The organism is Agromyces sp. H17E-10 (assembly GCF_022919715.1).
Taxonomy (GTDB): domain Bacteria; phylum Actinomycetota; class Actinomycetes; order Actinomycetales; family Microbacteriaceae; genus Agromyces.
The window spans coordinates 2,296,268-2,319,847 of sequence record NZ_CP095042.1 but is presented as its reverse complement, the minus strand read 5'-3'; the positions used below and the strand labels follow the sequence as shown (position 1 = coordinate 2,319,847).

Here is a 23,580-nt window from a genome sequence, read left to right as displayed (position 1 = left end):
CTTTACGGCCCACCTGCCTGAGAGGAAGGGGTGGAATCGGATGCTCCCGCGCGCGACGCCCGCTCCGAGGCATCCGTCGACGGCTCTGCGGGCCGCCCGCGACGGCGGTGCCGGCGCCGTCCGCCCCACAGCGACCGCGGCGTGCCCGGCACGAGCCGCGCCCAGAACGGCGGCTCCTGCTCGTCGGCGAGCGCCGCCGGCACGTCGATGTGGAACTCGGCGAGCTCCTCGGCGCCGTGGTGCACCACTCGGTACAGCGCCGTGCCGATCAGCACGCCGAGCGCGATCGACATGACCGCCGTGAGTGCCGTCGCGAAGTCCTCGAGCCCGTCGGTCGTGCCGACCGCCTCGGTCAGGCCGACGAGGCCCGCCGCGCCCGGCACGAGCAGCCAGAACCCGGGCAGGAAGGTGAGCTGCGACGGTGCGCCGTGCGGCAGTGCGGCGATCCAGAGCACGACGGGCGTCATCGCGAGCGCGCCGATGAAACCGCTCACCGTCGAACCGACCAGGATCGTGCCGACCTGCTGGCCCAGGTAGGCGACCACGAGCACGAGCAGCACCCAGCCGAAGGTGCGGCGGGGCGCCGAGAAGTGCAGGTAGTTGCCGATCGCGAACAGCAGCACACCGGCGATCGCGGTCCACCAGGGGAACGGTGCGGATGCCTCGAGCGCGGCGTAGCTCGAGCTCTCGACGCCGACGAGCGTGCCCGCCGCGAGGATTCCGAAGGCGAGGAGGGCGAGTTGCACGAGCCCGAACACGAGCCGCGAGGCCCCCGAGAGCATCTGGCCGACCGCGAGTTCCGCGACCGCGGTCGTGAGCACCCCGCCGGGCAGGAAGGTCGCGAGCGGCGCGATCAGCAACCGGATCGGGTCGCCGATCTCGACGTACGGGGCGATCAGGAACACCGCGAGCGCGCACACGAACGCCGCGAAGACCGGGAACACGAGCTGGAGGGTCGGCGAGCGCACGAGCTTCGCGAGGCCGACGAAGGCGCCGAGACCGAAGGCGATGACGGCACCCTGCCAGGTGGGCGTCAGCAGCAGCGCGAGACCGGTCACGAGGATCGCATGGCCCAGGGTGCGCACGACCCAGCCGCGGCGCGGCTTCATCGCGCCGATCTCGTTCAGTCGGCGGATGCCGTCGAGCGGGCTGATCTCCGCGCGCTCGGCGGCGCCGATGAGCGTGTACAGCTCGGCGATCTGGTCGAAGCGGAACGAGGCGTTGATCGCCGACCGCACCGCGACGTGCCCCTCCCGTCCGCCGCCGGTCTGCACGAGCACGACGGTCGGCAGGACGACGACGTCGGTGTCGTCGCGCCCGTAGGCCTTCGACACCCGCACGAGCGTGTCGTGGATGACCGCGACCGACTCCGCCGCCGCGTTCATGCCCTCCGCGAGCCCCAGGAGGAAGCTGCGGAGCAGGTCGCGATCGACGACGTCGGCCTCTGCCACCGGCCGCGCCTCAGACCACCACGAACGAGAGCAGCACGCCCACGATCATCGCCGAGACGACGTACACGAGGTTCGGCAGCTGGAAGGAGTGGTCGAACACGAACTTGCCGAGCTTCGTCGTGCCCGTCTGGTCGAACGCGGCCGTCGCGACCTGCGAACCGTTCGCCGGCAGCGTGTACATGCCCATCGCCGACGGCCAGAGCCCGACGATGAGCGACGCCGGCAGCCCGATCGCGAGACCGATCGGCACGATCGCGTTCGTCGCGCTCGACTGGCTCGTGGTGAGCATCGCGACGAGGAACAGCGCGAGGGCGAACAGCAGTGCGCCGATGAACGCGCTCGAGCCCGAGACGAGCGCTCCGAGCCCGTCGACGATGAGCTGGTTGTTGTACGCGACGAACGTGTTCGCGAGCCAGGCGATGCCGAAGAGGGCGAACGCCCCGACCATGCCGGCGGGGAAGGTCGACTGCTTCGGCACGTCGGACGACTTGACCTTGCAGAAGATGAAGATGAGCGCGGCGATGACACCCATCGTGACCTCGATGATGACGGTCACCGACACCCGCACCGGGTCGCCGTTGTCGTCGGTGCCGATGATCGGCCGGATGCCCTCGAACAGGCCCATCAGCACGATGAAACCGACGCCCGCGAGGAAGATCGACGCCGAGAGCACCGCCGTGCGGGGCAGCTTCTTGCTCGTCACGTCCTCGGTCGGGGGCTTGACGAGGTGCTCGGCGAGGCGCCGCTGGTACTCGGGGTCGTCCTCGAGGTTCTTGCCGTGCCGCACCATGACGAGCGCCGCCAGGAAGAGGCCGACGATCGAGGCCGGCCACATGATGAGCAGCACCTGGCCGAGGTCGACGCCGCTCGGCGCGAGCAGCACGACGAGCGACGCGGTCGCGGCGGAGACCGGGCTGCAGAGGATGCCGACCTGCGACGCGACGGCCGAGACCGACAGCGCCCGCTCGGGCCGGATCTTCTGGTGGTAGGAGACGTCGTAGATGACGGGCAGCAGCGGGTAGAAGATGTTGCCGGTGCCCGCGCCGACCGTGAACAGGAACGACATCGCCGGCGCGAGGAAGACGACGCTCTTCGGCCTCGACTTGATCGCCTTCGCCGCGACCGAGACCATCCAGTCGATGCCGCCGGCGGCCTGCATGACGGAGGCGGCCGTGATGACCGTGAGCACGATGAAGACCGCGTCGACGGGGGCGTTGCCGGGCGGCGTCTGGAAGACGAAGATGAGCACGGCGACGCCGACCAGACCCCAGACGCCGAGCCCGATGCCGCTCGTGCGCGTGCCCATGTAGATCGCCAGGATGACGACCAGGAGCTGGGCGAACATGATCCAGACGTTGTCGTTCATGCGCTCGGGCCCTTCACGATGGGGCCGGTGGCGGCGAGCACCTGCACGGGCAGCGGCGTCTCGACGATCTCGCCGTCGACCGCCTCGACCCTGAGCGCGAGCGGCGGGTCGACGGGGCTGATCGCGGTCACGAACTCCTGGTTCTCGAAGTGCAGCGACTGCAGGTTGCCGACCGCATAGCCCGTCGCGAGCTCACCGCTCAGGAGCGCCGCGTGGAAGAGCGGCTGCCGTTGGTCCTCGGCGTCGTAGTGCGGGCAGAAGCTGCCGTGCAGGAACCCGAGCCCTTCGGGCAGCACCTGCAGGGTCGGGCCGTAGCTGTCGGTCGTGCCGCCCTCGAACCAGCAGATGCCGCCGGCGGAGCCGCCCGTGAAGACGACGTTCGACGCGGGGTCCTCCCACATCTCGCGCATGATGTCGTCGAGGCCCTGCCGCTTCCACACATCGAGCATGTTCGCCGTGTTGCCGCCGCCGACGTGGATGACGTCGAAGCCCTTCACGAACCCGGCGAGGTCGTCGAGGTCGCGGTGGAAGAGCGTCAGGTGATGCGGCGCGCACCGGTCGGAGTCGTACGTCTTGTAGAAGCTCAGCGTGTACGCCTGCTCGTCGCCCGTCGCGGTGCCGACGAACAGCACCCGCGGACGCTCCTTGCCGGTGAGCTGCAGGATGTACTCGTGCGTCGGATCGTTGCGACGCTCCATCATGGCCTTGCCGGCCCCCGTCGCCACCACGTGCGCCATCGCGTCCCCCCTCGATCGCCGGCCCTGCGGTCACGCTATCGGGTGCAGGGCCCGTCGGTCGAGTAGGCGCGCAGCGCCGTATCGAGACCACGGATGCTGCGGGGCGTGGTGGTCTCGATACGCGCTTCGCGCTACTCGACGGACCAGATGCAGAAGGGCCGCCCCGCGGGGTGTCCCTCCCCCGCGCGGCGGCCCTGCATGCCCCGGAGAACGGACCTCCGGGGGATTCGCGGCACTCAGACGGTGCGCGCGAACGTCTCTCGCGGCTGGCGACGGTAACCGTCGCGCGCGGTGACGACGATCGAGCCGGTGACGGCGGCGACCGAGACGACGCTGAGGAGAACGATGACGCTGATCACGATGGATCCCTTCAGAGGACGATGCGGGTTTCAGTCGAGCGACCCTGCACCGTTGCATCCGTTCGACGCCTCAATTCTCTCGCTTCGAACTTTTCAGCACAAGCTCACGATGCTACATCGACTCTGTAGTCTTGCTACATGGATGTGCGACGTCTCGACCTGCTCCGCGAACTGGCCGAACGGGGCAGCGTGACCGCCGTCGCCGAGGCGACCGGCCGCACGCCGTCGGCCGTGTCGCAGCAACTGAAGGTGCTCGAGCGCGAGGCGGGGATGCCGCTCACCGCGCGCAGCGGCCGCGGCGTCGTGCTCACGAGCGCAGGGCAGGCCCTCGCCCGCAGCGCGGCCGATGTGGCGATCGCGATCGAACACGCGACCGCACTGTGGGACGAGTTCCGCAACGACCCCTCGGGTGAGGTCACGCTGCTCACCTTCCCGACGATCGGCGCGACCCTGCTGCCGTCGGTGCTCATCGAGCTCTCGGCGGTCGACGACCTCGTCGTGCACGCGACCGACCTCGACCCCGAGCTGGCCGAGTTCGGCGACCTCACCGCCGACCACGACATCGTGCTCGCGCACACCATGCCCGGGATGCTGCCCTGGGGCGGTCGCGGGCTCAAGGTCGTGCCCCTGCTCACCGAGCCGCTCGACATCGGGCTCCCGGCGGGGCACCGTCTCGCGGGCCGGGCCCACGTCACCCCCGCCGACCTCGTCGACGAGAACTGGCTCGGGGTGCCCCCTGGCTTCCCGTTCGAGCGGATCCTGCACGCGATCGAGCAGCAGGCGGGCCGCCGGGCGGTGGTCAGCCAGCGGTTCAGCGACATGCGCATCATGGAGGCGTTCATCGAGGCCGGTCTCGGCATCGCCTTCGTGCCCCGGTACACCTCAGGCGCCGTGCCCGACTCGATCGTGCTGAAGCCGCTGCGCGGCGTCGCGAGCGCCCGGCAGATCGTCGCGCTCGTGCGCCCCGACGTCGCCGAGCGGCTCGCCGTGCGCACGGTGCTCGACGTGCTCGTGAGCCAGGCCGCCCGGCTCGAGCAGGAGCACCTCGACGCCTGAGCCCGGCAACCGGTCGAGGCATCCGGCCCCGACGCGGTTCGCCGTCAGCCGCCCGCGGCGTGCTCGACGTCGTAGGCGAGCACGAGGCTCCCCATCGACGTGGTGTCGAACCCCGTCAGCACGAGCGGACGGGGCGCCTCGAGCTCGCCGAAGAGCCGCTTGCCCGAGCCGAGCAGGAGCGGGTGCACGAACAGTCGCATCCCGTCGATCAGGTCCGCCCGCAGCAGCGAGCGCACGAGCACCCCGCTGCCGAGGATGGCGATGTCGCCGTCTCCGGCCCGCTTCAGGGCGCGCACGCCGTCGGCGACATCGCCCGCGAGCGGTCGCGTGTTCCCCCAGTCGAAGGTCGCGACGCTGCGCGTGACCACGTGCTTCTCGGTGGCGTTGAGGTGGGCGGCCATCGGGTTCTCGTCGGGCATCGTCGGCCAGAACGCGGCCATCTTCTCGTACGTCCTCCGGCCGAAGAGATAGGCCGTCGTGCCGCCGAGTCCGCCGGCCGCGGTGGAGGCGTGGATCGCTTCGGCGTAGGGTGCTCCCCATCCGCCGTGCTCGAAGCCGCCCTCGCGGTCCTCGTCGGGCGACCCCAGCCCCTGCATGACTCCATCGACCGAGAGGAACTCGATCGCGATCAATCTGCGCATCAGGTACTCCTTCCGCGATCCATGCTGCGCGACGGAGCCGGCGCAGGGATTGAAGAAAATCGATCGACCATGACCGACGACACGTCCCCCGCTGCACCGGCATCCGGACCCGTCCTGGTGCGGCATCCCGTGCGCGCCGAACTGGCCGGACTCGTCGCCGGCATCGTCGGCCATCGCGAACGGGTCGATCACCCCGTCGTCCGCCGCCAGGTGGCGGGCAGCCTGATCCCGCTCGTGCTGTCGTTCGGGTCACCGCTCGACGTGGTCGACCTCTCCGTCGGCACGGGCGTCGGGCGGCACACCTCGTTCATCGCCGGCATCATGCCCGGCCACGCGACCACCTCGTTCGAGCGAGAGCAGCTCTGCGTGCAGATCTACCTGACCCCGCTCGGCGTGCCGCGCCTGCTCGGCCTGCCCGGGCGCGAGCTCGCGGCGCGCGTCGTGGATCTCGCCGACGCGGTCCCGTCCCTCGACGACGTGCTCGTCGAGGAGCTCTGGGCGGCCCGCACCTGGCCGCGCCGATTCGCGCTCGTCGACCGGATGCTGCTCGACCTGCTCGATCGCGGACGGCGGGCCGAGCCGTTCGTCGGCTGGATGTGGCGGCAGATCGAGCGCTCCGGCGGCCGGGTCGGGATCGGCGACCTCGTCGAGCAGACCGGGTGGAGTCATCGCCACGCCACCTCGCGATTCACCGAGCAGGTCGGCATCGCGCCGAAGGCGGCGGCGAGCCTCGTGCGGTTCGAGCGCGCCGCCGCAGCGCTCCGCGACGGACCGGCGGCGGACGTCGCGGCTCGCTTCGGGTACGCCGACCAGAGCCACCTCGTGCGCGAGGTCCGGCGCTATGCGGGCTGGACGCCGACGGATCTCCTCCGCACCGAGCCGACGACCGCGCAGACGGCCATCGGTTGACGACCGACGGCGCAGACGGTCATCGGATGGCCGGCCCGCGCCGACGGAATTGGCGATGGCCCACGAGCCGCCACCCGGTTCGAGACCGGCACGCGTGGGCATCGTCAAGGCCCGCGCGTTGCGATGACGGGCCCGGTAGGCTCCGGCACCATGGCCGATGACGCGATCCTCCTCGACGTGACCGACGGGCTCGCCCGCGTCACCCTCAACCGCCCCGCCCGCCTCAACGCGGTCGACCCCGACGCCATCGCCCGCTGGCAGGCGATCGCGCACGAGATCGCCGAGCGCGACGACGTGGGCGCTGTGCTGCTGGATGCCTCGGGGCGGGCGTTCTGCGCGGGCGGCGACGTCGTCGGCATGTCGGAGCTCGCGGCCGAGCACGACGACGCCGCGACCGTGATCACCGAGCTCGCCGACCGCATCCACGACGGCCACCTCACGCTGCGCGAGAGCGCGAAGCCGATCGTCGCGGCCGTGCAGGGACCGGTCGCGGGCGGTGGGCTCGGCTTCATGCTCGTCGCCGACCTCGTCGTCGCGAGCGAACAGGCGACGTTCGCGAGCCGCTACAGCGACATCGGCCTGACGCCCGACTGCGGCGTGAGCACGCTGCTCCCCGAGGCGATCGGCACGCGTCGGGCGCTCGAACTCACGCTCACGCGCCGCACGCTCACCGCGGCCGAGGCGCTCGACTGGGGACTCGTGACCGAGGTCGTCGCCCACGACGAGGTCGCCGACCGGGCCCGGGCGATCACGCGGTCGTGGCTCGACGGCGCGACCGGCGCCTTCGGACAGGCGAAGCGACTCGTGCGATCCGGTCTCGCCCGACCGTTCCGTGAGGCGCTCGACGACGAGGCGCGCACGATCGGTGCCGCATTCGCGACGCCCGAGGCGCAGGCGCGCGTCGCGACGTTCGCCGCTCGTCGAGGCTGACATGAAGGACCCGGCGGAGAAGTTCATGCCCCTCGCCGAGGAGGTAGCCGACCGGGCCCGGCGCGCGGGGCTGAGTGTCGCAGCGGCCGAGTCGCTCACCAGCGGGGCGCTCTCGAACGCGCTCGGCGCCGGCCACGAGGCATCCGAGTGGTTCCGCGGCGGCATCGTGGCCTACGCCGAGGAGGTCAAGCGCGACGTGCTCGGCGTAACCGCGGAGTCGGTGACCTCGGCGCAGTGCGCACGCGAGCTCGCGACGGGCGTCGCGCGCCTCCTCGGCGCCGATGCCGCCGTCGCCGTGACGGGCGTCGGCGGCCCCGAACCCGCCGACGGCGCACCCGCGGGCACCGTGTACGCGGCGGTCACCGTGCGCGGCGAGACCCGCAGCGTGCACTACCGCTTCGAGGGCGACCCCTCCGAGGTCGTGCACGAGACGGTGGGCGCCGCGCTGCGGTTGCTGCGCGACGCCCTGCCGCCCGTGGCTTGAGGCGACGCCGCGGCTACTCGTGCTGCGGGAAACCCAGGTTGAGGCCGCCGTGGCTCGGGTCGAGCCAGCGCGAGGTGATCGCCTTCTCCTGCAGGAAGAAGTCGAAGCCGCGAGCGCCGTACGCCTTCGAGTTGCCGAAGAACGAGTCCTTCCAGCCGCCGAACGAGTGGTAGGCCACCGGCACCGGGATCGGCACGTTGATGCCGACCATGCCGACCGTCACCTCGCGCTGGAAGCGGCGCGCCGCCCCGCCGTCGTTCGTGAAGATCGCCGTGCCGTTGCCGTAGGGCGAGGCGTTGATGATCTCGAGGCCCTCCTCGTAGCCCGGGACCCGCACGACCGAGAGCACCGGACCGAAGATCTCGTCGCGGTACACCGCCGACGATGTCGGCACCTTGTCGACGAGCGTCGGCCCGAGCCAGAAGCCGTTCGGGTCGCCGTCGACCTCGGGGTCGCGCCCGTCGACGACGACATCCGCACCGTCGGAGGCGGCGACGTCGAGGTAGCCCGCAACCTTGTCGCGGTGCTCGCGCGTGATGAGCGGACCCATGTCGCAGCCACGCCGCCCGTCGCCGGTCGTGAGCCGCGCCATGCGCTCGGCGACCTTCGCGACGAACTCGTCGGCGACCTGGTCGACCGCGAGCACGGCGCTGATCGCCATGCACCGCTCGCCGGCCGACCCGAAGCCGGCGTTCACGGCGGCGTCGGCCGCGAGGTCGAGATCGGCGTCGGGCAGGACGAGCATGTGGTTCTTCGCGCCGCCGAGCGCCTGCACGCGCTTGCCGTTCGCGGTCGCCGTCGCGTAGATGTACCGCGCGATCGGCGTCGAGCCGACGAACGAGATCGCACGCACGGTCGGGTGCTCGAGCAGGGCGTCGACCGCGACCTTGTCGCCGTGCACGACGTTGAAGACGCCGTCGGGCAGCCCCGCCTCCTGCATGAGACGGGCGAGCCACACCGACGCCGACGGGTCCTTCTCGCTCGGCTTCAGCACGACCGTGTTGCCCGTCGCGATCGCGAGCGGGAAGAACCACAGCGGCACCATCGCCGGGAAGTTGAACGGCGAGATGATGCCGACGACGCCGACCGGCTGCCGCAGCGTGTACACGTCGATGCCGGTCGACACGTTCTCGGAGTACTCGCCCTTCGTGGCGAACGGCATCGCGCAGGCCAGCTCGACCACCTCGAGCCCGCGCGCGATCTCGCCCTGCGCGTCGGCGAGCACCTTGCCGTGCTCGCTCGTGAGGATCTCAGCGAGCTCCCCCGATCGCTCGTTGAGCAGCTCGCGGAAGCGGAACATCACCTGCTGCCGCTTCGCGATCGACGTGTCGCGCCAGGCGGGGAAGGCGCGGGCTGCGGCATCCACGGCGGTGTCGATGTCGGATGCCTCGGCGAAGGCGACCCGCTTCTGCTCGGTGCCGAGCGCGGGGTTGTAGACGGGTCCGCTGCGGGCGGCGTCGCCGCCGGCCGCGGTCCCGTCGATCCAGTGCTGCACGGTGTCGGTCATGATCGTTGTCTCCTCTCGTTCCCGGTGGTCGAGGTGGCGCGTGTCTCGATACGGCGCTTCGCGCCCTGCTCGACAACCGGCCACTCGACCACCGGACTCCTTACTCCTCGAGCGCCGTCGCCAGCACCTCGTCGTAGATCGGCATCGCGACGGCGACCTCCTCGGCCGTCACGACGCACGGCGGCACCACGTGGATGCGGTTGTCCTGGATGAACGGCAGCAGTCCGCGCTCGACGAGCGCCGACTTGATGCGAGCCATCGCCGCGGCCGGCAACGGCTCGCGGGTCTTCCGGTCGGCGACGAGCTCGATCGCCCAGAAGACGCCCTCGCCGCGCACCTCGCCGATGGCCGCATGCCGTTCGGCCAGCTCTTCGAGGGCGGGGCCGATCGACTCGGCGCCGATCTCGCGCGCGTGCTCGACGATGCCCTCCGACGCCATCGCATCGAGCGTCGCGACGATCGAGGCCATCGCGAGCGGGTGCCCCGAGTAGGTGAGGCCGCCCGGGAACACGCGCTCGTCGAACGTCGCCGCGATCGGGTCGGAGATCACGACGCCGCCGGCCGGGACGTAGCCCGAGTTCACGCCCTTGGCGAAGGTGATGAGATGGGGCCGCACGTCGTGACCGTCGAACGCGAACCAGCGACCGGTCCGGCCGAAACCGGCCATCACCTCGTCGAGGATGAGCACGATGCCGTGCGCATCGCACAACTCGCGCACCCCGGCGAGGTAGCCCGGCGGCGGCACGAGGATGCCGGCCGTGCCGGGGATCGTCTCGAGCAGCACGGCGGCGATCGTCTGCGGCCCCTCCGACTCGATGACCCGCCTGAGGTGGCGGAGCGCGCGCTCGGACTCCTCCTCGGGCGTCGAGGCCCAGAACTCCGAGCGGTAGAGGTAGGGGCCGAAGAAGTGCACGTGGCCGCGGGCGAACTCGTTCGGCATGCGCCGCCAGTCGCCGGTCGCGACGATCGCCGCGCCCGTGTTGCCGTGGTACGAGCGGTACGTCGAGAGCACCTTGTCGCGGCCGGTGTGCAGGCGCGCCATGCGCACCGCGTTCTCGTTCGCGTCGGCGCCGCCGTTCGTGAAGAACACCTTCGAGAAGCCGTCGGGCGCCCGGTCGACGATGCGCTTCGCGGCCTCGCCCCTGGCGAGGTTGACGGTCGACGGGGCGATCGTCGTCAGCAGCTCGGCCTGCTCGCGGATGGCGGCGACGACCGCGGGATGCTCGTGCCCGATGTTGACGTTGACGAGCTGGCTCGAGAAGTCGAGGTACTCGCGCCCCGCGTGGTTCCACACCCGCGAGCCTCGCCCGCTCGCGACGACGAGCCCGGGTGGGGCCGACTGCGCCGACCAGGAATGGAAGACGTGCTCGCGATCGAGCCGGCGCGCGATGTCGTCGAGGTCTTCGAGGTTCTCGCTCATGGCTTCATTGCCTTTCGTTCGTGGATACCCGCCGGTCGAGTAGCGCAGCGTATCGAGACCTGTCGAATGGTCTCGATACGCGCTCCGCGCTACTCGACCGACGAGCGGTGCACTAGTTGCCGCCCTCTTCGAGGGTGACGTCGATGGGCTTCCAGTCGGCGCCCGTGAGGTCGATGTCCTCGCCCTCGAGCTCCGAGAGCGCCTTGTCGATCCACTCGTTCGACCAGGCGGTCGCGGGCGGTTCCTCGGTGATGAGGTGGTCGCCCGCCTCGTTCACCGCAGCGAGCGCACCGGCGACCGTCTTGTCCCAGGCCGCCTCGTCGATCTTGCCGATGCCGCCCTCGGAGGGCCAGATGAGCTTGTTGGTCTCGTTCACCATCCAGAGCTCGTGGCTCGGGCCCCAGCCCGACCCTGCGGCGATCGTGATGTCGGCGGCGTCCTCGGGGTTCGCCGCGGCGAACGCCCAGCCCTTGATGACGGCCTTGAGGAGCTTCACCGTCGTCTCCTGGTAGTCGGAGTCGCTCGCGAGGCGTTCGGTGTCGGCCCAGATCGCGTCCTGCAGCATGGCGCCCTCGGTGTCCTCGTACGAGATCACGTTGAAGTCCTCGGGCTGGTAGAGCTCGCCCGTGTCGGGGTTCGGGGTCTCCAGCAGCTGCGCGTACTCGTTGTACGTCATCGCCTGGGCCGCGTCGATGTCGCCCTGCAGGAACGCGTTCATGTTGAAGTCCTGCGTGATGATCTCGACGCTGGTCGAGTCGAGCCCTTCGGCGGCCATCGCCGCGAAGATCTCCCACTCGTTGCCGAAGCCCCACGAGCCGATCTTCTTGCCCTCGAAGTCGGCGACGGAGTCGATGCCCGAGTCGGCCCACGAGACCTGCAGGGTGCCAGAGCGCTGGAAGATCTGGGCGATGTCGGTGAGGTTCGCGCCCTGCTCGATCGAGCCGAGCACCTTCGGCACCCACGCGATCGCGTAGTCGACGTCGCCGTTGGCGAGCGCGTCCTGCGGCACGATGTCGCCGCCCGACGGGATGATCTCGACGTCCAGGCCCTCCTCCTCGAAGAAGCCCTGGTCGGCGGCGGCGAAGTACCCGGCGAACTGCCCCTGCGGAAGCCACTGGAGCTGGAGCTTGACGGGGGTCAGCTCGCCGTCGGTCGAGCCGCCGCCAGAGCCGCCGGAGTCGCCGGACGAGCAGGCGGCGAGGATGAGCGAGGCCGTGACGGCGAACGCTCCGGCCGCGAGTCCGCGGCGTGTGCTGTGCTTCATGTCGGTCCTTCCCTGTTCTCAGTGCGAAACGGTGGTGCTGGTCGTGCTGACGGTGCTGGTGCTGGTGGTGCGGGTTCCGGGAGTCCGGGCTCCGGAGGTGCGGTCGCCCGCGCCGCCGCCCCGCAGCACGAGCCGTTCGAGGGCGAGGGTCGCGAGATAGAAGAGGAGGCCGAGGGCGATGGATGCCACGACGTAGGCCCAGGCGCGGGCGTAGGCGCTCGACGCGGCCGAGGTCGAGATCATGCTGCCGAGGCCGCCGCGCGGCCCGCCGAAGTACTCGGCGACGAGCGCGGAGATCACGGCGAGCGACGAGGCGATGCGGATGCCGGTGAGGATGAACGGCCGCGCGGTGGGCAGGGTCAGCGTGCGCAGCACCTGCCCGGGCGTCGCCGCGTAGGCCCGCATGAGCTCGCGGTGCACGGGCGTCGTCTGCCGGAACCCTCGCAGGGTGTTGAGGAACACGGGCACGAACGAGGCGAGCGCGGCGATCGCCTGGCGTCCGAACTGGCTGTCGGCGCCGAACATCGAGTTCAGCACGGGCGCGAGCGCGACGATCGGCACCACGGCGAGCGCGGCGATGACGGGTGCGCTCATCCGGTCGACGGCACGCCATCTCGCCGCGAGTGCGGCGAGCGCGATGCCGAGCAGCGAACCCACGACGAGGCCGATGAGCGCGTTCGTGCCGGTGATGATCGTGGCCTGCACGATCGAGTCCCACGAGGCGACGAGGGCCTCGACGATCGAGGCGGGGCTCGGCAGCAGGTAGTCGGAGACGCCGACGACGCTCACGAGGAACTGCCAGATGCAGAGCACGATCACGCCGACCGCGATCGGCGCGACGATGCGCAGCGTCGTCTCGGTTCGCGGGCTCATCAGCGCGTCTCCACCCCGCGGGCGCCCGTGGCGACGGGAGCGCCGTGCAGCGCCTCTCTGACGGCGGTGACCATCTCGAAGAACGAACGGTCCTCGCGCAGGCCCTCGGTGCGGGCCGTACGGGCTGCGGCGGTCGCGGCGACTCCGGTGGCTGCATCCGCGGCAGCAACCGTACCCCCGAGCCGCATCGGCACGATCTCGCGGATGCGCCCCGGCCGCGGCGACATCACGACCACCCGGTCGGAGAGGAACACCGCCTCGGGGATCGAGTGGGTGACGAAGACGACGGCGGCCCCCGTCTCGCCCGCGATGCGCACGAGATCGGCCTGCATCTTCTCGCGCGTCATCTCGTCGAGGGCGCCGAAGGGCTCGTCCATGAGCAGCAGCCGGGGCTGCTCGGCGAGGGATCGGGCGATCGCTACCCGCTGCTGCATGCCGCCCGAGAGCTGGTCGGGGTAGCGATCGGCGAACTCGGCGAGGCCGACCATCTCGAGCAGCTCGTCGACCTTCGTGCGTCGCGCGGTCGGGGCGACGCCGTGCAGCTCGAGCGGCAGCGCGACGTTCGCGGCGACCGTGCGCCACGGCAGCAGGCCGGCCTGCTGGAACGCGATGCCGTACTCCTGGTCGAGGCGCGCCTGCGTCGGGGTCTTGCCGAAGACGGCGATGCTGCCCGTCGTGGGACCGTCGAGGTCGGCGATGAGCCGCATCAGGGTCGACTTGCCGCAGCCGCTCGGGCCGATGAGCGAGACGAACTCGCCGGCGGCGATCGTGAGGTCGATGCCCTCGAGCGCGTGCACCCGCCCGCCCTGCGTCTCGAACACCTTGTCGACGCCGGTCACCTGCACGGCGGTCGCGGGCGCGACGGCACCGGGGACGGTCGTCGCGCCGGTGGTGGTCTCGGGAGCGCTCATGCGGCTTCCTCCGTTCGTCGGTAGTTCTTCAGGATCACGCCGAGCAACGCCACCGAGCCGGCGGCGACGAGGCCGAGCACCACGGCTCCGAAGATCGGCCCCCACGCCTTCGCGGGATCGCCGGACGCCTGCCCGGCGAACTGGATGAGGAGGCGGCCGATACCGCCCTGCAGGCCGGTCGACACCTCGGCGACGACCGCGCCGATCACCGCGTTGGCGGCGCCGAGCCGCAGTGCGGGCAGCAGATAGGGCACGGCCGCAGGGAAGCGCAGCTTCATGAGCGTCGCCCAGTAGCCCGCCGCGTAGCTCCGCATGAGCTCCTCGTGGATGCGGTCGGGCGACTGGAGCCCCTTCAGCGCGCCGATCGCGATCGGGAAGAACGCGAGGTAGCTCGCGATGAGGGCCACCGACATCCAGTCCTGCCACTCGAATGAGCCGATCTCGACGCGCGAGCCCCAGCTCTTCACGATGGGGGCGAACGCGATGAGCGGCACCGTCTGGCTGAGCACGATCCAGGGCAGCAGACCCCACTCGGCGAGGCGCCAGCGTTGCATCACGAGCGCGAGCCCCACGCCGACGACGACGCCGACGAGCCAGCCGGCCGCGGCGATGCCGAGCGTCGTGAGGGCGCCGAGCAGGATCACCGACCACAGCGGCTGCGCCGAAGGCGAGCGCGTCACGGGCTCGGCGAGCCGGGCGAACATGTCCCACACGTGCGGCATGGCCAGGTCGGTCGTGCGCGGCAGCACGCGGGTCTCGCCGATGAGCACGCCGTCGGCCGGGGCGAGCAGCTTGTAGCCCTCCCAGAGGACGACGAGCAGGACCACGCCCGCGATGCCCCAGCCGACGACGGCCGTGCGACGGGCCGCGCGGGGCGTCATGACTTCGCCGTGAGGTGCTCGGTCATCGCCGGGATGACGGTCTCGCCGTAGACCCGCAGCGTCTCCTCCTTGTTGTCGTGCTGGAGGTACCCGGCGAACTGGTCGACGCCGAGCTCGGCGAGCTGTTTCAGCTTCTGGATGTGCTGGTCGGCGGAGCCGAGCACGCAGAACCGCTCGACGATCTCGTCGGGCACGAAGTCGACGTGGTCGTTCTCGGCCTTGCCGTGCGTGTTGTAGTCGTAGCCCTCGCGGTCGCGGATGTAGTCGGTCAGCGCATCGGGCACCGTGCCGTGCGCCCCGTACTTCGCGACGATGTCGGCGACGTGATTGCCGACCATGCCGCCGAACCAGCGGGTCTGGTCGCGCATGTGCGCCCAGTCGTCGCCGATGTACATGGGCGCCGCGACGCAGAACTTGATCGACATGGGGTCGCGCCCGGCGGCCTCGGCCGCGTCGCGCACGGTCTTGATCATCCACGCGGCGATGTCGACGTCGGCCAGTTGCAGGATGTAGCCGTCGCCGACCTCCCCGGTGAGCTTCAGCGCCATCGGGCCGTAGGCCGCGACCCAGACCTCCAGCTCGGAGCCCTTGGACCACGGGAACTGCAGCTGCGAGCCCTTGTACTCGACGCTTCGCGAGTTCGCGAGCTCGCGGATCACGTGGATCGACTCGCGGAGCTCGGACATCGTCACGGGCTTGCCGTTGGTGACCCGCACGGCCGAGTCGCCGCGGCCGATGCCGCAGATGGTGCGGTTGCCGTACATCTCGTTGAGGGTGGCGAAGATCGACGCCGTGACCGTCCAGTCGCGAGTGGCCGGGTTGGTGACGAAGGGCCCGACCTTGATGCGGTGGGTCTCGTCGAGGATCTTGCTGTAGATGACGTACGGCTCCTGCCAGAGCAGGTGCGAGTCGAACGTCCACGCGGTGCTGAAGCCGTACTGCTCGGCGAGCTTGGCGAGGTGCACGGTGCGAGAGGCGGGCGGGTTGGTCTGGAGGACGACGCCGAAATCCATGTGGGCTCCGTTCAGTGGCGGGCGGTCGGGTTGCTCTGACTCAGATGAGGTACTGGCTGAGCCCCCGCTTGAGGTACTTCCCGTCGCCCTTGGCGCCGAGGTACGCGTCGCCGTCGACGATGACCTTGCCGCGCGAGAGCACCGTGTCGACGTGCCCGTCGATCTCGTAGCCCTCCCAGGCCGAGTGGTCCATGTTCATGTGGTGCGTGCGCCCCTCGCCGTACCCGATCGAGGTGTGCCCCTTGGGGTCGTAGACGACGATGTCGGCGTCGGCGCCGGGCTGGATGACGCCCTTGCGGCCGTACAGCCCGAACATGCGCGCGGGGGTCGTCGACGTGAGTTCGACCCAGCGCTCGAGCGTGATCTCGCCCGTGACGACGCCCTGGTACATGAGGTCCATGCGATGCTCGATCGACCCGATGCCGTTCGGGATCTTGCGGAAGTCGCCGAGCCCGAGCTCTTTCTGGTCCTTCATGCAGAACGGGCAGTGGTCGGTCGAGACCATCTGCAGGTCGTTCGTGCGCAGTGCCTGCCACATCGAGTGCTGGTGGCCCTCGGCCCGCGAGCGCAGCGGGGTCGAGCACACCCACTTGGCGCCTTCGAAGGCACCCCATTCGTCACTGGATGCTCCGAGCTGGTCCTCCAGCGAGAGGTAGAGGTATTGCGGGCAGGTCTCGCCGAAGACGTTCTGGCCCTTGTCGCGCGCCCAGGCGAGCTGCTCGACGGCCTGCTTCGCCGACACGTGCACGACGTAGAGCGGGGCGCCGGTGAGCTTCGCGAGCATGATCGCGCGGTGCGTCGCCTCCTCCTCCATCTCCCAGGCGCGGGCGATGCCGTGGTAGTACGGGTCGGTGTTGCCGGCATCGACGAGCTGCTGCGCGAGCACATCGATGGCGGGGCCGTTCTCGGCGTGCATCATCGTGAGCAGCCCGGTCTCGCGGGAGACCTGCATGGCCTTGAGGATCTGCGCGTCGTCGGAGTAGAAGACGCCCGGGTAGGCCATGAAGAGCTTGAAGCTCGAGATGCCCTCGTCGGGCAGCCGCTTCATCGCAGCGAGCGAGTCGGCGTTCACGTCGCCCACGATCTGGTGGAACCCGTAGTCGATCGCGCAGTTGCCCGAGGCCTTCTCGTGCCACGCGGCCAGTCCGTCTTCGATGCGCTGGCCGTAGGTCTGCACGGCGAAGTCGATGATCGAGGTGGTGCCGCCGTGCGCGGCGGCGCGGGTGCCGGTCTCGAAGGTGTCGGAGGCCTCGGTGCCGCCGAACGGCAGCTGCATGTGGGTGTGGGCGTCGATGCCGCCGGGGATCACGTACTTGCCGGTGGCGTCGACGACGCGGTCGACGCTCGCCGCGACATCCCGGCCGAGCAGTTCGCTGCCGGGTTCGATGACGGCGACGATGCGCTCGCCGTCGATGAGGACGTCGGCCGCGGCGCGGCCGGTGGCGGAGACGACGGTGCCGCCGCTGATGAGGGTGGTGGTCATGATCTCGATACGCTCCTTCGTCGCTACTCGATCGGCGGGGTCTACGGCTTCGCGATCTTCACGTAGGAGTCGGGCCGGCGGTCGCGGTAGAACTGCCAGTCGTCGCGCATCTGCTGCACCATGTCGAGGTCGAGGTCGCGCACGAGCAGCTCCTCGTGCTCGCTCGATCCGCGTTCGCCGACGAAGTTGCCGCGCGGGTCGATGACCTGGCTCGTGCCGTAGAAGTCGACGGCGAGGTCGCCGTACTCGTTGTCCTCTCGGCCGACGCGGTTGGGCTGCAGCACGAAGTAGCCGTTCGCGACGGCGGCGCACGGCCCCTCGACCTCCCACAGACGGTTCGAGAGCCCGGGCTTCGTCGCGTTCGGGTTGAAGACCATGTGCGCGTCGTTCAGGCCGAGCTCGCGCCACCCCTCGGGGAAGTGCCGGTCGTAGCAGATGTACATGCCCACGCGGCCGACGGCGGTCTCGAAGACGGGGTAGCCGAGGTTGCCGGGGCGGAAGTAGAACTTCTCCCAGAAGCGGTCGAGGTGCGGCAGGTGGTGCTTGCGGTACTTGCCGAGGATCGTGCCGTCGGCATCGACGAGCACGGAGGTGTTGTAGTAGACGCCCGTCTCGGCCTCTTCGTAGATCGGCAGCACCATGACGGTGCCGAGCTCCCTCGCGACGTCGGCGAAGCGCTGCACGATGGGACCTTCGGCCGACTCGGCGAAGCGGTAGTACTTCTGGTCCTGCGTGATGCCGAAGTAGGGGCCGTAGAACAGCTCTTGGAAGCAGACGACCTCGGCGCCCTGCGCCTTCGCATCGCGGGCGAACTGCTCGTGCTTGTCGAGCATCGAGGCCTTGTCGCCGGTCCACGTGGTCTGCGTGATGGCCGCTCTGACGATCGTCATGAATGTCTCCTGAGTCGGGCGGCGCCATTGCCGTTCACTCGAGGATCGCCTGGCGTGGTGCTCGTGTCAGGTGCTCGCCGGGTGCTGCTGCGACGCCGAGATGTACCGATTGAACTGCCGGTGGAACTGCCGAACCAGGGGCTTGTGGCCCGTTCTGTTATTGTTCGGCTTGAACATTTCTCTTCTGTTTCACTCTGTGACGCTGTGGTTACATATCTTGTCCCTTGCGCGGTTCGGAGGCAATGGTGGTGTCAGGTATTCGAGTGGATGCCTCGCGATTGATCGAACTCGCCGAGTTCGCAGATGCCTCGCCGCGCACGATCGCCGGTGATGTCGCGCGGCTCGTGAACGGCGGCGACCTCGCCGCGGGCGACCGACTGCCCACCGTCCGCGAGCTCGCCGCCGCGCTGAGCGTCAGCCCGGCGACGATCAGCCAGGCCTGGCAGGCCCTCGCCCGCGCCGGCGTCATCGAGAGCCGCGGACGAGCCGGCAGCTTCGTGCGGGGTGCCGAGGCCCTGCGGCTCGCCCCGCGCATGCGCGGCATGGCCGCCCCCGACGACCCCGTACGGCTCGACCTCTCGCGCGGCACCCCCGACCCGCTGCTGCTGCCCGCCCTCGGCCCGGCGCTCTCGCGTGTCTCGGCGAAGGCCGAGACCGGCAGCTACCAGGCCGAACCCGTGATCCCCGCGCTCGCACGCGTCCTGCGCGACTCGTGGCCGAGCGATGCCGAGTCGATCATGGTCGTCGACGGCGCCCTCGACGCCGTCTCGCGCACCCTCGAGGAGCTGGTGCGCTTCGGCGACCGGGTCGTCGTCGAGAGCCCCGGGTTCCCGCCGTTCCTCGACCTGCTCGACGTGCTGGGCGCCGTCGCGATCCCGGTGCGGCTCGACGATCACGGCATGGTGCCCGAGGCGCTCGCCGTCGCCCTGCGCAAGCGGCCCGTCGCCGTGCTGCTGCAGCCACGCGCGCAGAACCCGACCGGGGCGTCCATGACGCCGGGTCGCGCCGAAGCGCTCGCCCGCACGATCGCCATGGCCGAACGCGTCGACGAACTCGTCGTCATCGAGGACGACCACTCGGGCCTGATCTCGATCGAGGGCGACGTCACGCTCGGCACGTGGCTGCCCGGGCGTGTGGTGCACGTGCGCAGCTTCTCGAAGTCGCACGGCCCGGACCTGCGCATCGCCGCCCTCGGCGGGCCGCGCGAGCTCGTCGAGCACATCGCCGGGCGCCGCATGCTCGGCCCCGGCTGGACCTCGCGAATGGTGCAGACGATCCTGCTCGACCTGCTCACCGACGGCGCGTCGATCGACGCGGTCACCGAGGCTCGCCGGCAGTACTACACGCGCCAGCGCATGCTCGGCGACGCACTCCGCGAGCGCGGCGTCGACGTGGCGCACGCCGACGGCATCAACCTCTGGATGCCGGTGCTCGGCGAGCGTTCTGCGCTCGTGCAACTCGCGGTCGCGGGCATCCGAGTCGCCGCCGGCTCACCCTTCCTCGCCGCTGCGAACGGCACGGATGCGGCGGGCACCGGCCGCGCGCGCCACCCCGAGTTCGTGCGGGTCACGGTCGGCATGGTGCGCGACGGCGTCGACGACGTGGCCGACGCCCTCGCGACGGCGTCGCAGCACGTCGTCGCCGGCGGCTACTGAACCGTCGCCCCCGACGCATCGGGTCCGGCACGGCCGGGAGCGGCGCCCGCGCGAGAGCGCGACGATAGGCCGGGCGCGTCGGGCGGCCGGCCTGTCGTGACCGATCAGGCCGGTTCGGGCTGCCGCTGCAGGTCGGGCCGCCGCTGCTGCTCGAGACCAGGCAGCGCGGGCGGCGACACCGGCTCGAGGTGCTCGGGCACGAGCTGGATGCCGCCGGTGCTGTTGGCCGACCGCATGAGCTGCTCGAGCCATTCGCGATTGAGCTGGGGCGCCTCGGGCTCGTCGAAGACGAACCGCAGCGGGATCGCGGGGTGCAGCCACAGCGTGCTGCGACCCTCCGGGTGGTCGTCGGGGTGGGCCCACGACAGCGTGAAGCTCTCGTTGCGGCGCAGCTTCGAGACGATCGCGACCTTGAGATGTGCGAGGGTGCGGTCTTCGATCCGTGTGCTCATGCCGCTGCCGTAGTAGATGGTGCCCATGGATCGAGCGTAGGTGCGCCGTCGTCGCCGGTCGCCCGACGGCGAGCCGCTGCGCGCACGGTGGGGTCCTGAAAACGAACTGGTGTCATGACCGCGCGCGATGGAGCTGTTCGCCCGGGGTGCAGCCGTACTGCTCGCGGTAGTACCGGGAGAAGCGCGAGGTGCTGCCGAAACCCCACCTCCGCGCGATGACGGCGACCGACTGGAGGCCGATGAGGAGCTCATCGCGGGCGCCGGCGAGCCGCGCGCGACGCAGGTACTGCATCGGGCTCTCGCCCGTCGCACGCCGGAACGCGTACTGCAGCCCGCGGGTCGAGATGTGCACCGCCGCCGCGACCTCGTCGATCGTGACCGGCTCGCGGGCGTGCTCGTCGAGGTACGCCATCGCCCGTCGCACGGTCGCGTCGGCCGGGCCCCGCTGCGGCACCCGCTCCATCGCCTCGAGGTAAGTGGTGGGGATCGCGGCGAGCGTCAGCCTGAGCGCGTGCGCCGCGAGCTCGGCCGCGATGAGCGGCTCGTCGTGCGCGCCCTCGTCGACGAGCGAGCGCCGCACGTGGTCGAACGCGCTGATCCACGCACGCCCGGCGGCCGGCGACGTCGGCTGCTCCTCGAGCACGCGCAGACGCAGGGTGTCGTCACCGCTCATGCGTCGCGCGACCTGCTCGGCTGCGCCGAGGTCGAAGATGAACGCCCGCACGTTCGCCTCGCCGCGCCAGCTGGCCTCGACGCGATGGCCGCTGCTGGCCCACGGCAGTGCGGTGTCGAACGCGTTGCGGGCGGTGCCGACGCCGCCGCCCGGCGTCGTGAGCTGGCAGACGAAGAGCTGGTCGGTCGCGTCGAGCACCGAGTCCACGTCGGCGTCGAGCCGGTACTCGACGAGGGAGAACCCGTCGAGCGACGCGGAGTCCCAGGCGAATCGGAAGCGGTCGGGCACGACGCGCTTGATGCTCGCACTCGGGGCGAACTGCCGCCAGATCGGCTCCACGACGCCGACGTCGGTCGACCGGAGTCGCATCACGTCGCCCATCGAACTCTCCTCCTCCGACGACCTGCCGCGCCGGACGGTCACGATAACGTGGCGACCGGACGGGATCCACCGGTTGACAGAGGGGGGATCGTGAGCAAGACGAGCACCGCCTCCACCGAGGCATCCGCCGGCATCGACACGCGCCGCGCCGGTTGGCGGGCCGCCCTGCGGTTCGCGGCCCGCGTGCCGTTCACGATCGCACTCATGGCGACCCTCGTCATGGTGGGCATCGCGACGGGCACGCTGACCGCGCCCGCAACCGAGGCAGACTGGTACGAGACCTTCGCCTACGGCGTGCCGTCGTTCGTCGACGGACGCTGGTGGACGGTCGTCACCGGCACCTTCCTCGTCGCGGCGCCGTGGGGGTACCTGATCCTCGCGGTGCTCGTGCCGCTCGGCGTCGGCTGGCTCGAACTGGTGCGCGGCAGCGGCCGGGCGGCGGCCTACTTCTTCGGCGGGCAGCTCGTCGCGGTCATCGGCTCGGCCGTCGTCATCGCCGGTCTCGCCGAGATGGGGTCGAGCTGGGCACAGGGCCTCGTCGTGCAGGTCGACGTCGGCCCCTCGGGCGGCCTCTTCGCGGGGATGACCGCCGCTGCGGCGGCCCTCGCGTCGCCGTGGCGCGGTCGCGCGCTGCTCGTGCTCACCGCGTTCACGCTCGTGAGCGTGCTCTTCCTCGGCTCGGTCGCCGACGTCGAGCACGCGACCGCGGTCGGCCTCGTGCTGCTCATGAACGCGCGCTCGTTCACGAAGCCGTCGCTCCGCGAACAGCGGTTCGTCGCGTTCATCGCGGTCGTCACGCTCGTCGCGGTGCAGGTCGTGGCGTCGATCCTGCCGACGACCGGCCCGTTCGGAACGACCGACGCCGGCGGCCTCGACATGGCCGACGTCGTCGTCGACGCGGTCATCGTGCTCGTGGTCGCGACCGGGCTGCGCCGTGGGTACCGCGCGGCCTGGATCACCACCATCGTGCTCGCCTCGATCAACGTGCTCTTCGGCGCGCTCGCGATGTTCGTCCTCGCGCACCCCGAGGTCTTCGTCGACGCATCGGGCTCGCCCGACCCCGCGGCGCAGGAGGCCGTGACCTTCGCCGCCGCCGTCGGCTTCCTCTGGGCTGTGATGCTCGCGTGGCTCCTCGTCTACGCCCGGGCCTTCCGCGCCAGGCTGCGTCGTCGCCTGAGCGGCGACCGGGGCGCCGACCGACCCGGGGCCCGCATCGACGAGGCCCGCCGCGTGGTCGAGACGGTCGGCGGCGGGGCCCTCTCGTGGATGGCCACGTGGCGCGACAACCGGCACTACTTCGGCGGCGACCCGGGCACCGTCGTGGCCTACCAGACGCATCAGGGCGTCGCACTCGTGCTCGGCGACCCGATCGCCCCGCCCGACGAGGTCGGCACGACCCTCCGCGAGTTCGCCGACGCAGCTGAGCGCGCCGGCTTCGTGCCGTGCGTGTTCGGCGCGAGCGCCGTCGCCCGCGACGGGATGCCCGACGGCTGGCGCGCACTCCAGGTCGCCGAGGACACCCTGGTCGACCTGCCCGGACTCGAGTTCACCGGCAAGCGGTGGGGCGCCGTGCGCACGGCGATCAACCGCGCCGAGCGCGAGGGCGTGCGGTTCCGCCTGACCAACCTGACCGCCGAACCCCGGTCGGTCAGGGCACAGGTCACGGCGATCTCCGAGCAGTGGGTGGGCGACAAGGGGCTGCCCGAGATGCGATTCACGCTCGGCTCGGTCGACGAGGCACTCGATCCCGCCGTGCGCGTCGCGCTCGCCGAGTCGGACGACGGCACCGTCGAGGGGTTCCTGAGCTGGCTGCCCGTCTTCGCCCCGGGTGGCACGCCGCGCGGCTGGACGCTCGACCTCATGCGCCGGCGCGACGGCGGCTTCCCGCCGGTCATGGAGTTCCTGATCGGTTCGTCGGCGCTCGCGTTCCGCGACGACGGGGCGTCGTTCCTGTCGCTCTCGGGTGCGCCGCTCGCCCACTCCTCCGAGCTCGACGACGAGAACCCCGTCGAACAGGCGCTCGACCGGCTCGGTGCGCTCCTCGAGCCGGCGTACGGGTTCCGCTCGCTGCACCGCTTCAAGCAGAAGTTCAACCCGCGCGGCGAACCGATGTACCTGCTCTATCGCGACGGCTCCGACCTCGCCCGCATCGGCGTCGCGCTCGTGCGCGCCTACCTGCCCGACGCGTCGGTGCCGCAGCTCGTACGCGCCGGGTTCTCGATCGGGCGGTGAGCCTGGCGATGC

At 70.8% G+C, this 23,580-nt stretch carries 22 protein-coding genes; 6 read left to right on the top strand and 16 right to left on the bottom strand.

The features are described from left to right. Window positions 1-2: 2 nt before the first annotated feature. The 4 genes from MUN74_RS10535 to MUN74_RS19240 all read right to left on the bottom strand — a co-directional run bounded on the left by MUN74_RS10535 (window position 3) and on the right by MUN74_RS19240 (window position 3,913). Window positions 3-1,451, bottom strand: coding sequence for a threonine/serine exporter family protein (locus MUN74_RS10535; RefSeq protein WP_244852012.1), 1,449 nt, complete (start codon window positions 1,449-1,451; stop codon window positions 3-5). A 10-nt stretch (window positions 1,452-1,461) separates the two neighbouring features. After that, the gene (locus tag MUN74_RS10530) at window positions 1,462-2,817 is read right to left on the bottom strand and encodes an anaerobic C4-dicarboxylate transporter family protein (protein WP_244852011.1); all 1,356 of its coding nucleotides are present in this window, start codon (window positions 2,815-2,817) and stop codon (window positions 1,462-1,464) included. Then, window positions 2,814-3,554 carry a Type 1 glutamine amidotransferase-like domain-containing protein gene (locus tag MUN74_RS10525; protein ID WP_244852010.1) on the bottom strand — a complete coding sequence of 247 codons (741 nt, stop codon included), beginning with the start codon at window positions 3,552-3,554 and terminating at the stop codon, window positions 2,814-2,816. Before MUN74_RS10525 ends, MUN74_RS10530 begins: the two co-directional genes overlap by 4 nt. A 236-nt stretch (window positions 3,555-3,790) precedes the next feature. Then, on the bottom strand, window positions 3,791-3,913 hold the full coding sequence (locus MUN74_RS19240) for a hypothetical protein (protein ID WP_255820918.1): 123 nt from the start codon (window positions 3,911-3,913) through the stop codon (window positions 3,791-3,793). Window positions 3,914-4,051: 138 nt separating this feature from the next. Here MUN74_RS19240 and MUN74_RS10520 point away from each other — a divergent pair, with 138 nt between their 5' ends. Beyond that, window positions 4,052-4,969 (top strand): LysR family transcriptional regulator, encoded by a 918-nt coding sequence (locus tag MUN74_RS10520; RefSeq protein WP_244852009.1) that lies wholly within the window; start codon window positions 4,052-4,054, stop codon window positions 4,967-4,969. A 44-nt stretch (window positions 4,970-5,013) separates the two neighbouring features. On the opposite strand, the gene MUN74_RS10515 is transcribed toward MUN74_RS10520, so the two are convergent. Next, window positions 5,014-5,610: a dihydrofolate reductase family protein gene (locus tag MUN74_RS10515; RefSeq protein WP_244852008.1), complete on the bottom strand. Its 597-nt coding sequence runs from the start codon at window positions 5,608-5,610 to the stop codon at window positions 5,014-5,016. 69 nt (window positions 5,611-5,679) lie between these two features. Here MUN74_RS10515 and MUN74_RS10510 point away from each other — a divergent pair, with 69 nt between their 5' ends. From MUN74_RS10510 to MUN74_RS10500, 3 genes are all read left to right on the top strand, one after another. Next, window positions 5,680-6,519 (top strand): helix-turn-helix domain-containing protein, encoded by an 840-nt coding sequence (locus MUN74_RS10510; protein ID WP_244852007.1) that lies wholly within the window; start codon window positions 5,680-5,682, stop codon window positions 6,517-6,519. Window positions 6,520-6,669: 150 nt separating this feature from the next. Beyond that, window positions 6,670-7,449, top strand: a complete 780-nt coding sequence (locus MUN74_RS10505) for an enoyl-CoA hydratase/isomerase family protein (protein ID WP_244852006.1) — start codon at window positions 6,670-6,672, stop codon at window positions 7,447-7,449. 1 nt (window position 7,450) lies between these two features. Next, window positions 7,451-7,933 (top strand): CinA family protein, encoded by a 483-nt coding sequence (locus MUN74_RS10500; RefSeq protein WP_244852005.1) that lies wholly within the window; start codon window positions 7,451-7,453, stop codon window positions 7,931-7,933. A gap of 13 nt (window positions 7,934-7,946) precedes the next feature. Here the strand turns inward: MUN74_RS10500 and MUN74_RS10495 are convergent, their stop codons facing one another. The 9 genes from MUN74_RS10495 to MUN74_RS10455 all read right to left on the bottom strand — a co-directional run bounded on the left by MUN74_RS10495 (window position 7,947) and on the right by MUN74_RS10455 (window position 18,175). Then, the gene (locus tag MUN74_RS10495; protein ID WP_244852004.1) at window positions 7,947-9,440 is read right to left on the bottom strand and encodes a CoA-acylating methylmalonate-semialdehyde dehydrogenase; all 1,494 of its coding nucleotides are present in this window, start codon (window positions 9,438-9,440) and stop codon (window positions 7,947-7,949) included. Between the two features lie 100 nt (window positions 9,441-9,540). After that, window positions 9,541-10,860: an aspartate aminotransferase family protein gene (locus tag MUN74_RS10490; RefSeq protein ID WP_244852003.1), complete on the bottom strand. Its 1,320-nt coding sequence runs from the start codon at window positions 10,858-10,860 to the stop codon at window positions 9,541-9,543. A gap of 112 nt (window positions 10,861-10,972) precedes the next feature. Continuing rightward, window positions 10,973-12,124, bottom strand: a complete 1,152-nt coding sequence (locus MUN74_RS10485; RefSeq protein WP_244852002.1) for an ABC transporter substrate-binding protein — start codon at window positions 12,122-12,124, stop codon at window positions 10,973-10,975. An 18-nt stretch (window positions 12,125-12,142) separates the two neighbouring features. After that, a complete protein-coding gene (locus MUN74_RS10480; RefSeq protein WP_244852001.1) occupies window positions 12,143-12,997 on the bottom strand; it encodes an ABC transporter permease in 855 nt (284 codons plus the stop codon). Next, window positions 12,997-13,908, bottom strand: coding sequence for an ABC transporter ATP-binding protein (locus MUN74_RS10475; protein WP_244852000.1), 912 nt, complete (start codon window positions 13,906-13,908; stop codon window positions 12,997-12,999). The genes MUN74_RS10480 and MUN74_RS10475 overlap by 1 nt, the downstream gene beginning before the upstream one ends. After that, complete coding sequence (locus tag MUN74_RS10470) at window positions 13,905-14,789, bottom strand: ABC transporter permease (RefSeq protein WP_244851999.1); 885 nt, start codon at window positions 14,787-14,789, stop codon at window positions 13,905-13,907. Before MUN74_RS10470 ends, MUN74_RS10475 begins: the two co-directional genes overlap by 4 nt. Beyond that, entirely contained in the window at window positions 14,786-15,802 is a 1,017-nt protein-coding gene (locus MUN74_RS10465) for a TIGR03842 family LLM class F420-dependent oxidoreductase (RefSeq protein WP_244851998.1), read from the bottom strand. The genes MUN74_RS10470 and MUN74_RS10465 overlap by 4 nt, the downstream gene beginning before the upstream one ends. A 40-nt stretch (window positions 15,803-15,842) precedes the next feature. Beyond that, a complete protein-coding gene (hydA, locus tag MUN74_RS10460; protein ID WP_244851997.1) occupies window positions 15,843-17,285 on the bottom strand; it encodes a dihydropyrimidinase in 1,443 nt (480 codons plus the stop codon). Between the two features lie 41 nt (window positions 17,286-17,326). Further along, window positions 17,327-18,175, bottom strand: coding sequence for a nitrilase-related carbon-nitrogen hydrolase (locus tag MUN74_RS10455; RefSeq protein WP_244851996.1), 849 nt, complete (start codon window positions 18,173-18,175; stop codon window positions 17,327-17,329). A 248-nt stretch (window positions 18,176-18,423) separates the two neighbouring features. Here MUN74_RS10455 and MUN74_RS10450 point away from each other — a divergent pair, with 248 nt between their 5' ends. After that, window positions 18,424-19,830 carry an aminotransferase-like domain-containing protein gene (locus MUN74_RS10450; RefSeq protein WP_244851995.1) on the top strand — a complete coding sequence of 469 codons (1,407 nt, stop codon included), beginning with the start codon at window positions 18,424-18,426 and terminating at the stop codon, window positions 19,828-19,830. A gap of 104 nt (window positions 19,831-19,934) precedes the next feature. On the opposite strand, the gene MUN74_RS10445 is transcribed toward MUN74_RS10450, so the two are convergent. Then, window positions 19,935-20,309 carry a DUF7882 family protein gene (locus tag MUN74_RS10445; protein WP_244851994.1) on the bottom strand — a complete coding sequence of 125 codons (375 nt, stop codon included), beginning with the start codon at window positions 20,307-20,309 and terminating at the stop codon, window positions 19,935-19,937. An 85-nt stretch (window positions 20,310-20,394) separates the two neighbouring features. Continuing rightward, window positions 20,395-21,336 carry a helix-turn-helix transcriptional regulator gene (locus MUN74_RS10440; protein ID WP_244851993.1) on the bottom strand — a complete coding sequence of 314 codons (942 nt, stop codon included), beginning with the start codon at window positions 21,334-21,336 and terminating at the stop codon, window positions 20,395-20,397. Window positions 21,337-21,426: 90 nt separating this feature from the next. Between MUN74_RS10440 and MUN74_RS10435 the strand changes: the two genes are divergently transcribed. Beyond that, the gene (locus MUN74_RS10435; protein ID WP_244851991.1) at window positions 21,427-23,568 is read left to right on the top strand and encodes a bifunctional lysylphosphatidylglycerol flippase/synthetase MprF; all 2,142 of its coding nucleotides are present in this window, start codon (window positions 21,427-21,429) and stop codon (window positions 23,566-23,568) included. Window positions 23,569-23,580: the final 12 nt, after the last annotated feature.